Annotated in this window: 7 protein-coding genes; 4 read left to right on the top strand and 3 right to left on the bottom strand. The window is 62.9% G+C overall.

Annotated features, from left to right (window positions below; genetic code table 11):
• From RB608_RS27550 to RB608_RS27535, 4 genes are all read left to right on the top strand, one after another.
• Positions 1-230 (top strand): IS3 family transposase (locus tag RB608_RS27550; protein WP_308091303.1); only part of this gene is annotated, 230 nt, incomplete at its 5' end.
• A gap of 126 nt (positions 231-356) precedes the next feature.
• Positions 357-1,478 carry a site-specific integrase gene (locus tag RB608_RS27545; RefSeq protein WP_308091302.1) on the top strand — a complete coding sequence of 374 codons (1,122 nt, stop codon included), beginning with the start codon at positions 357-359 and terminating at the stop codon, positions 1,476-1,478.
• Positions 1,479-1,561: 83 nt separating this feature from the next.
• A complete protein-coding gene (locus tag RB608_RS27540; RefSeq protein ID WP_308091301.1) occupies positions 1,562-2,662 on the top strand; it encodes a hypothetical protein in 1,101 nt (366 codons plus the stop codon).
• Between the two features lie 259 nt (positions 2,663-2,921).
• Complete coding sequence (locus RB608_RS27535) at positions 2,922-3,983, top strand: hypothetical protein (RefSeq protein ID WP_308091300.1); 1,062 nt, start codon at positions 2,922-2,924, stop codon at positions 3,981-3,983.
• A gap of 281 nt (positions 3,984-4,264) precedes the next feature.
• Here RB608_RS27535 and RB608_RS27530 read toward each other — a convergent pair whose 3' ends face one another.
• Genes RB608_RS27530 through RB608_RS27520 form a run of 3 tightly spaced genes read right to left on the bottom strand, consistent with a single transcriptional unit; the run spans position 4,265 to position 9,479 of the window.
• Entirely contained in the window at positions 4,265-7,210 is a 2,946-nt protein-coding gene (locus tag RB608_RS27530; protein WP_392391066.1) for a TrlF family AAA-like ATPase, read from the bottom strand.
• Positions 7,211-7,236: 26 nt separating this feature from the next.
• Entirely contained in the window at positions 7,237-7,548 is a 312-nt protein-coding gene (locus RB608_RS27525; protein ID WP_308091298.1) for a hypothetical protein, read from the bottom strand.
• Entirely contained in the window at positions 7,545-9,479 is a 1,935-nt protein-coding gene (locus RB608_RS27520) for an AAA family ATPase (RefSeq protein WP_308091297.1), read from the bottom strand. The genes RB608_RS27525 and RB608_RS27520 overlap by 4 nt, the downstream gene beginning before the upstream one ends.
• Between the last annotated feature and the right edge of the window lie 582 nt (positions 9,480-10,061).

The raw sequence follows: 10,061 nt of genomic DNA, 5'->3' as shown, positions 1-10,061 counted from the left end.
TCAAGGCCGAGTGCATCCGCAACCCGGCCATGCGCCCCAAGGGCGGCTGGAAGAACGTGACCGACGTCGAGATCGCCGTCGCCGAGTACGTCGACTGGTTCAACCACCGGCGCCTTCACGGCGAGATCGGACTCGTCCCACCGACCGAGTTCGAGGCCAACCACTGGGCCAACGACGTCGTCACCGACTACGTTGAAACACCTGTCCCGACCGGGGCTGGTTCCAAGTAACCGAGCCTCCACGAAACCCGGGGCGATTCACAGCTCAGGTACATCGTCCGGTGGCGCGAGCCTGGCGGCGGGGCTCGCTCAAAGACCTTCACCCGCAAGACGGACGCCAACCGATTCGCGGCCACAGTGTCTGCCGACATCGTGCGCGGCCAATACTTCGATCCAGACGCCGGCAAGATCAGCTTCAAGGACTACGCCGCGGAGTGGCTGGAAGCTCAGACGTTCGACGAAGGCACACGAGAGGCCGTCGAACTGCGCCTGCGGTTGCACGCCTATCCGGGCCTCGGCTCGAAACTGCTGAGCGACGTCAAACCGTCCACCATCCAGACCTGGCTTCGTGGCCTGTCCGAGTTGGCTCCCACCTACCAGCAGGTCATCTTCGCCAATGTCTCCACCGTCTTCACCGCGGCCGTAGACGACTCGCTGATCCAGAAGAACCCCTGCAAGGCTCCCTCGGTGCGTCAGCCCAAGCCCGAGCAGCGCAAGCTCACGCCGTGGACGGCCGGACAGGTCACGAACGTCCGAAGCGCCCTCCCCGATCGCTACCAACTGGTCGCTCAACTCGGTGCCGGCCTCGGCTTGCGGCAAGGCGAGATATTCGGCCTCTCCCCCGAGGACATCGACATCGAGAAGGGCGAGATCGAGATCGTCCGCCAGGTCAAACTCCGTGCCAGCAACAAGCAGCTCTTCGGCCTGCCCAAGGGACGCAAGACACGGTGCGTGCCACTGCCCGACTCAGTGCTCGACGCGATCAACGAGCACATGACCCGCTACCCACCTCGTGAGGTGACACTTCCCTGGGACCGACTCGACGGACCGGAACGTACCTTCACCTTGCTTCTGACCACGCGGGAGCGAGGCGCACTCAACCGCAACTACTTCAACACCTACCTCTGGCGTCCGGCCCTGGAGAAGGCGGGCATCGAGGCCAAGCGCGAGAACGGCACCCACGCGCTCCGCCACTTCTACGCCAGCACGCTGCTCGACGCCGGAGAGTCGATCAAGGCCCTGAGCGAATACCTCGGCCACGCCGATCCCGGCTTCACTCTCCGCACTTACACCCACCTCATGCCTACCTCCGGCCAACGCACTCGCGACGCCATCGACGGTGTCTTGAACCAGCCGCAAAGCGCGACTCCAAACAGGTCCGGTCGCCTCTCCCCACCGACACGGACTGACCGTCTCACTCCAGCGGGATCGGCGACGAGACTCCCCGCCCATATGCCATGGCAGGCGCCCAGACTCTGAAGCTCAACGAACATAGTCGGGAAGGCACCGCGACGCGCCTTAGCGCCCCAGCAAGGTGACCTGAAGTCATTACCCTCGGTTGGATGAAGAGGCTTTCCCGGCGACCTGAACAGATCGAGACCCTCAACTTCCACGCTGCGGTCGATGTCCCCGCGCCTGGTGAGCAGCGGCGGGTGTCTGATCCCGCTCGGGTCGAGGCGACGGTCGCCCAGTTCGAAGCTGGCCTGCGTGATTCCCTGAAATCGTCGTCGCGCCTCCGGGGGTGGGTGAGCGACCAGCTGTTCGGACTTGTTGCCGCCGACCTGGGAGGTTGCATGCTGGTGAAGCAGGAAGACGCTGGCATCCTGTTCTACGAGGACGAGGTGAAACTCCCAGACTGGCGGCTAACACTCGTGTCCGGCGCGAACATCCTGGTCGAGGTCAAGGCCGAAGGTGGCAACTGCCCGCGGGTATCCAAACTGCGTCTGGTCGAGGTCGCTCGGTTGAAGAGCTACGCCGAGTTGAACGATTGTCCGCTGTACATCGCGGTCCACTGGGTCGCGATGAGCATGTGGACGTTGGTGCCGGTCGACGATTACGTCCGGGTCGGTGACCACTTCGAGATCGACCTTGAGACCGCCTTCAAGCGAAACCATATGTGCTCGCTACTTAACGACCGCATGCTTGGGCTGAAGCCTCCGCTGGAGTTCCGCCTGACGATGCAGGAGGTAGCGGACGAGGATGGTGCCACCGAGGCTGAAAGTGTGCCTGAAGAGGATGGAACGACGAAGTTGTCCCTGGTGACTACCGGTGTCCGCATGTTCGCCGGCGGCGAGGAGATGGTTGACGAGAGCGAGACGGCGCTTGTCTGGTTCCTCATCCAGCACGCGCGTTGGCCCTGCGAGGAGAAGATGCAGGACGTCGGGGACGGTGTGTGGGAGATGGTGTTCACAATGACGCCCGACGAGAGCCACGGCGCGCAGGACTTCGACATCATCGGCGGCCTAAGCGAGCTGTACACCCGGATGTTCTACTCCGGCACCACCTCCCTAGAAGACGAGACGACCAAGCTCAGCATCGACGTCGAACCCGGCACCCTTCCACGACTCGTGCCGACCAACCTCCAGTCGGACCGGCTTCCGCTCTGGCACCTCCGCATCAACCCGGCCGCTCCAGCTGCTGTCGAAGCCGCCGAAGACGGGTAGCGGTTCGGCGAGTCGTGCTCACGGAACCTAAGTCGACGTGCGGACCTTAGGCCACACAACGACGCGCCCGAACTAGAAGCTCAGCCCGAGAATGCTTTCTCCCCTTCTCACTTCTCGCTTAAGTCGCAAAGCGCCGGCTCGCAGATCCAAGGTCAAGATTTCCGGATTTATCTGCAGATTCCTGCGGCGAACTGATTCCGTCAGACTGTGGAGGTATAGAAGCATTCGGGCGCCCGCCCAAGATCTGGAGACACGAATGATGAGCACCGCAACCCTAACCATCACGTCGGCCGAAGAGCCACGCCTGCGCCAGGTCATGAAGGACATCCAGAAGGACGTCGCCGCGTACTACGCCGAAACCGCCCGAGGCGGTGACCTCGGCGTGCACGCCCGCAACTGGCTCAGCCGGGTCCAGAACCTCAACGACCTACTCACCGAACGGCTCGGCGACAAGGTCACCTATCTGGCGCTGTTCAAGCCCACGCCGACACCCGGAGCCGAGCTCATCAACGCGGTCAAGTACGCCCGCAACGTGGACCAACACCTGATGTTCGAGGTCTCACCGAGCGAGGACGTCCTCATCGGTGGCGCCCACGGCATGCGGACCTACGGCTGCTGGCGCCCCATCCCTGCCGCCACCCACACTGAGCTGCGTCCGGGAACGCAGGCTCTTCTGCCCGCGTACCAGGCGAACATGGAGGGCAAGGAGCTGACGGGCACGATGCTGGCCGTACTCCGTTTCTTCGCCGACATCGCGCCGCAGATCGTGCACCGCGACCACCGCGGTGAGTGGACCGGCTTCCCACTCAAGAGCCAGCCCGCGGTCGGTGATCCCTTGCATCCCGAGGAGCCTGTCGGCGACATCGCGGCCGCGAACGTCTGGCTCAATGGGCGCCGCCCAAACGGGGACCTACGAGTCGTCATTGGCCAGTTCACAATGCAGGAGACGCCCTACCTTGTCGGGTTCACTTTCGCCGACCAACTCTCTTTCTCCCCGTTCGTCGAAACACCTGAGCAGGTCACCTACGACATGGCCGCAGGGTTCGCCTACCTCCAGGGCGACGTAGCCGCCAACGTCGAGAACGTCACCGACAAGTTCCCCATGCCCCCAGACGGTGCCGTCCTCCGCAGCCCCAAGGACGTGACGACCTGGGCAACCCCACTCACCCAGACCAGCTACGGAACGGACTGGATGACCGGCTTTGACCCCGACAGTTGGCGGCACATCGTCTCTGTCGAGCACCCGGGTTGGCTCCCGGACTATGTTGCGTACGAGCAACGCCGGGCGTTCCGGCTGTACGCCCAGGTGCCACCGCGCTAGCCCGTGCCCGGAGCAGCAACCGCGTGGCAGCGGTTGGTCGAGGTGAGTTCAACGAGTCTGCTGTGCTGCATGAACCGATGACTTCGGTTTGACCAATCCGTGCAGCAGCTCCATGCATCATCTCGGTGGGGATCATCCCGGCCGCGCGTACCGCTCCCCGCCGACTGTTGTCGCCCATCAGGCGGGAATACAATCCTTGACTCATGCGAACGCCTCATTCATAGCGTTCGCATACGAACAGAACCGATCCGTGTCGTCCGGCTTCGGGCACGCCCTCCCGATCACGCCAAGCGGATCCGCAGTCGACGGGCCCGTTCCTCGAACGCGTGCTGGCCACCTTCGAGGATCTCGCAAACTTCGTTCCGAATTGTCGGATTCTCGAGTCCCCCAGTGGTGTAGGTAATCTCCGGTAGCGCTCCGGGCCTGTGGGCGCTGGCGTTGGCAACAATCACCTGATCGGCATCCGTGTTGACCACTAGGTTCGCGTTGTGGGTCACGATGATGATCTGCCGACGCCGTCTTGTCTCGACGAACCGGCCGACGAGCTCGTCGAAGATCGACTTCGGATCCAAGTTCTCTTCGGGCTGGTCGACGATCAGGGGGCGATCGTCCGACTGGTCGACAGCAAGGTAGAGCAGCAGTAAGACGATGCCTCGCGTGCCCGGTGATAGCTGCTCGATCTCCACGCCGTCGTACTGAACGCCGTACTTGATCGAGATGTGCGCGGTGTCGTTGAGCCACGACGCAATCCCGTCCGCCCACTTACGGAAGGCCTGCTTGTCGGCTCGCGGTGCCTTGGCTTGCTGGATGAAGTGCTGGTCGTGCTCGTCCCTGAAACGCGCCATCGCCTCGGCTACCTCGGCACTGGCGCCCGACTCCCAGGCAGGCAACAGCTTCTCGCGCACCTGGTTGAGCAGCTCACCATGACCGCGGAACTCTCCCGTCCGCAGGTCTAGCAAGGCTTCGCCCTGCTTCGCCCACGCCTCGATGTCGACCACTCGCTTGACGCTGAAAGTGAGCTTGCCGAGCGTCCCCGACTCTTCACCGAGCATCTGCCTGAGAGGCGAATACATCGCCTCCAGCTGCTCCTGTTCCTGGGCAAAGCCGTCGAAGAGTGACGCGTAGGCGTGCTTGCGCTTGAGCATCAGTGCCTTCACCCGATCGGAAGCGCCTTCCGCCTGCTTGATACTCGCGTTGAGGGAGACCAGAGCCGCCTCCGTCTTGGCGATCTTGTCGTTGAGTGTTTGCAGCTGTCGCTGCTTGTTGGCGTCTAGCCCGATCAGCTCGCTGAGTCGCCACGCCTCGGCGCGAAGAACATTCAGGGTCCCGGTCGCTAGATCAACATCGTCGGCAACATACGGTGGCAGTTCGTGAGCTGGTTTGGTGGGCTTGGGAAGCGCGGGGCCGACCAGTTCACCGGTTGCCTGACGTACCGCAGTCAGGCGCTGCTCAACGATCGACGCAGGATCGCCGGTGAAGCGAAGGTTGAAGTTCTGCCATTCGGTTGTGGTCAGACCTGCACTCGCATAGTCACGTTCCAGCTCTACGCGGATCGCGGGTAGCCGCCGATCGGTGACGTCCTTGATGGCGTCGGCCAGGTCCGAGAGCGACTTGTCGCGTCGCTTGAGGGCATCGACCTCTGCCTGTCTTGCCACGACTGCGCCGTTAACGGCTTCGAGGCGTTGGGCTCGGGCCTCGCCACCGACGACCACCAAACCTCCACGCGCTCGCTTGTCCTCCGCTAGCAAGGCAGTGAGTCGCACCTGCTCCTTCTTCAGACCTGGCAGTTCGTCACCCGCGACGCGTTCGGTCTCGATCTGCTCTGCGAGGTCCTCCATCTCGTTCTGGGCGAACCGCCGAAGGTCGCGTCCGTGACTGGCCCGCAGATCGAGAAGCTCGCGGAAGCTCGATGCCCCGAGCCGGTCCTCGTAGAGATGCGCCTCGAAGATAACCCGCTCGATTTCGGCCAGCAACTCATCGGTGATTCCTTCGGACGAGCAGAGGCGTTCAACGAATTGCTGCGATAGATACTGGACACGCGGCACGTCGTGATCGAAGGAGAAGTTGGGCGGAAGCTCGGTGTCAGAGGTCTCGCCGTCAGCCCACGTCAGCTCGACCTTGCTCCCGGCGAGATGCCTTCGAGCACGCTGCAAGAAAGTCTGGTCGGACTCGTTGGTGCTCGCGGCGCCGGCGCCGGCAGCGATGAGATCTGCCAGCGCGGTCTTGCCAGATCCCCTGGCCCCGATGATGGCGACCAGTCCGGGAGCAAGCTCAATTTCAGGCGTCGCCATCCAGTCCGCATCGGACACCACGATGCGTTCGATGACCCGGTAGTCGAGTGCGCCCTTCTGCGGCTGCTCACCAACGATCGCCCGCTCCTTCGGTTCGAGGCAGGCTTGTCGAAGGCTCTCGAAAGTCGCGTCCCCCTTGATCCACGTGTAGCGATCACCATCCGGTTTCCCCACGCGGTCGAGCTTGTGGGCGTCGCTGCCATGCAGGCACACCTTGCGCCCGTCATACCTCGTGGTCAACTCGTCGGCACTCAACACACCCTCGCCCAACCAGAACGTGCGCTGCGCCGGCGAACTCGCAAAGATCACGCGAGCCAGACGCTCGATTTCAACACGAACGGCTTCGAGCGAACCGCCGTCATCACGAACACCGGAGGTACCGTCGGTACTACCGGCTGCCACCCCGATGATGATGTTCTGTTGCGCCCAGGCGCTCTCGTCGAGCGACTGCTTGAGGTTGTCGAGCGACACCTTGAAGAGGTTGGTGCCGGCCGCCAGTGCGGCACCGTCATCCCTGATCGACGAGTCGTGAGCTTTGCCAAGGCGGATCAAGTCGGCCGGGTCACATACGTACGACTCCCGTCCCGACGAGAACTTGAGCGTCCGTAGGAAGCGCCGGGTCTCTTCGACGTGGTTGGGGTTCTCCGGTGAAACGAGGAGGTGGATGTTGACTGGATGGTCGTTCTTCGTGGCAGTCGGTAGACGCAGCTCGATGTTCGGGAAGATAAGGCCCACATCGGGAAGACGACCATCCGTCTGGAACTCGAGCACCTTCTCGTACTCGTCAATACTGCAGTAGTCCGTGACGCCGAGGGCCTCGATCTTCGGCTCTGACTGTTCAATGCGTGTGAGGTAGGCCTCCCAAGCATCCTGCCCGAACTGGTTGTTCATTGCGGTACCTGGCGTGTGGATGTGTGGGTCCCATCGACGCCACACCGCCCCTCGTGGATCTGCTTGCGACTTCACTGGATACCCAGCTCTCTGACTGAGCGGCTCGCCGGATGCTTGAACTGCCGCGCGTTGGGGTGTCTGCCTGCTCCGTCCAGGCTCAGCGGTCGCTGGCTCGCGACGCAAACCGAGTCGCCTTTCGTGGCCGACAAGTCCTCGGTTCGAGCGGCGACGCCTTGGCGGACAACACGGGCATATCCGGTCCCACTGCTGACGTTGTCGGCGTCGATGAACATCAGGCCGATGCCGGGGAAGGTCAGTCGCCTGCCGGTGGCTAGCGCGGTCTCTTCAATTACCCAGGTCGTCGAGTCATTCGTGTGTGTCACGATGAGATCCCCAATGCGGCGAGTAGCGCAGCATGCGCTTGCTTCAGCGCGAGGACGCCCTGCGAGCTCAGCAGCACCTCGTCGAGTTCGATGATGTGGTTCGCGATCTCCTGCTTGGTCGGTACCCGCCACCCCTGGCTCGTGGCCCAGGTCTCCAGCGCTGTGGCCCACGGTGCGGCCGTCGCATCAGGCAGGGTTGGTGGTTCGCCGATGGTGACGTTGAGATCGCGAAGCAGCGTGGTGAACGCGTCTCGGTAGAAGTCTGGTTCCAGGGTGTTCTCGATGCCATGGACGCCGATCGCCACGATCCGGTCCTCCGGTATGGCACGACCGATCGCCTCCGCGAGTCTCTCTCCCCCGCCGTCACCGTCGACGAGGAACGCAACCTTGGCCGCTTGAAAGTCAAGCTCCGGGTAGGAGTCCTTGGGCATCTCAGACAGTCCGGGCGCCACCTGATACGGCAGGCTGTCTACCCCGATCGCCGCGCGCATCAAGGTCGGGAGCACGATCATGTCCGTCGCGCCTTCGGCGATGACCGCACAGCGCGCGGGCGTAAACGCTGCGGCCGAGGCGCCCATAGCGAACATCAGCGAGGTGAATCCCCCGCCCCCTTGCCGCCAGAAGCTGTTCTCCACATGGCTCGTCTCGTCAGAGTCGGGCACGACGGCGCGGATACCAACACCAAGATCAGCGGGCAGACAGCCCGGCGAGTGGGTGGTGTAGATGATCTTGTCGGCTTTGTCCTGTTTGGCGAACATCTGCACGAGGTCGGCCTGAGCGTCGATGTGCAGGTGGGTCTCGGCCTCATCGATCAGGAGGATCGTCGCGCGTCCACTGTCTCGTGCAGCGAGAAAGGAGGTCAGAGCAACGAACATCCGAAGCCCGGCGCTTCGCTCGTCGAACACGGATGCGTGTACGCCATCTTCGACAAGACCGATCCGGAGGATGCTGTTCTCGACGTTGAGTTCGACCTTCAGGTCCGACTGCTGCCATGCATTCTTGAAGTAGTTGGCGAGCGTGATGTTCGCCTTGTTCTTGATGGTGTCCCTACGGGACACCTGGCCGGTCTGCACGGCCTGGACGAGTGCGTTCAAGTCGAGTCCGGCCAACCGCGTCAGGTTTGCGAGCGCTGCCGGCACGTCGCCGAGCAGACCGTCATCGAGGGTGTAGGTAGAAGCCAGCGTGCGATCTGCTTCGGTGAACATCACCACGTCGGGGGTGCGGTTCCAGAGTTCTTCCTTAGTCGTCTCGGTGGGGTCGTCACGATCGACCCACGCTCCAAGTGCGGGGAGCAGCCGCTGCAGAGAGTCGGTATCGGCGAATGCCTTCAGAGCTTCGACGTCCTCGTCGGCGCGTTGGCGCAACACATCGATCGGTTCTCGGTCATCGACCGGGGCGGCGAGGTATGCGTCGAGATCTTGCTGAAGCAACCGAAGCTCATCGAGCAACGGTCCGCCGTCAAGCGGTTCGGGTGTTTCCCCGTCCTCGGCCGCGTCAATGGGAAGTGGTTCTAGGACGGTGGTCGCTGCCAGAGAGTCACTCAAGTCGATTGCCAGTTGCTTCAGCGCTACCTCGGACTTGCGAGGTGCAGGACTAACCGTGAAGTTGGGCCCTTCACCGTCGGCACGACGGCTGACGAAGAACTCGGTTGGTGCCTCCTCGAGTTCGAGGTCCGCAAGATCCTTGCGGACCTCGTCGCTGACCCGGTAGCGCAAGCTGACGACTGGAGTGGAGTCTTCGATGCTCGTCGATGCGCGCGACCGCTGTGCTGGAGCCAGAGCGTCGGAGGCGTCCACGTAGGCAAGTGCCTTGAGGAGCGTCGTCTTACCTGCCTCGTTTGGTCCAACAATGGCGACGAGCTTCTGGTCGAGCTTGATCGTTGTATCGAGGAGCCGGCCGGCGCCCCGGACTCGTGCGGAGATGAGTCTCATACAACGTCCTCCGGTCCGTTGGGCTGGTCGGTCGCATCCTCCCGATTTGGCGTGGACGTTCAGCTCGCGATTGGGGCAGCGTCGAAGCGTTCGGCTCTGGAACCCTCCTTGCTCACTGACAACTCTACCGACGAGATCCGACGCAGCGAGGGAGTTCGGAGCAGTCGATTCAAACGTGGCGTCGGACTGGCCCGGAAGTCGACCCTTGCTCCGTAGCCCGGTGTCCACCAAACGAGGTCAAGGCCACCTGAGCTTCTATCTGACGGATAGCTGGGGCCTGAGAGTAGCCCCGCAGCCGTGCGAGATGACGTCCAGCGTCTCTACGAGTGTCTGCGCGAATCCCGATTCGCGCGAAGACGCCCCTGTCAATTGCACCGCGCCCACGACAAGCCGGTCAGGCTCCACCGGCGCCCTTATGCGCCTCCGCCTCCCACTGTCTTGCAGCGTCCGCCTTGAGACCCCAGGTGTCTCGAAGGACAAACGTTGAACGGGCCGTCATCCGTGGATGCAATCCGCCGCGTGAGGACGATCGACTCTGACAGTGGGGCGGTATGAGATCTGCGGGCCAAAGCACCGAGCTCT

It is taken from the genome of Nocardioides sp. LHD-245, from assembly GCF_030929495.1.
In the GTDB taxonomy this organism is placed as follows: domain Bacteria; phylum Actinomycetota; class Actinomycetes; order Propionibacteriales; family Nocardioidaceae; genus Nocardioides.
The sequence above is the reverse complement of the archived record's forward strand: the minus strand, read 5'-3'. Positions and strand labels throughout refer to the sequence as shown.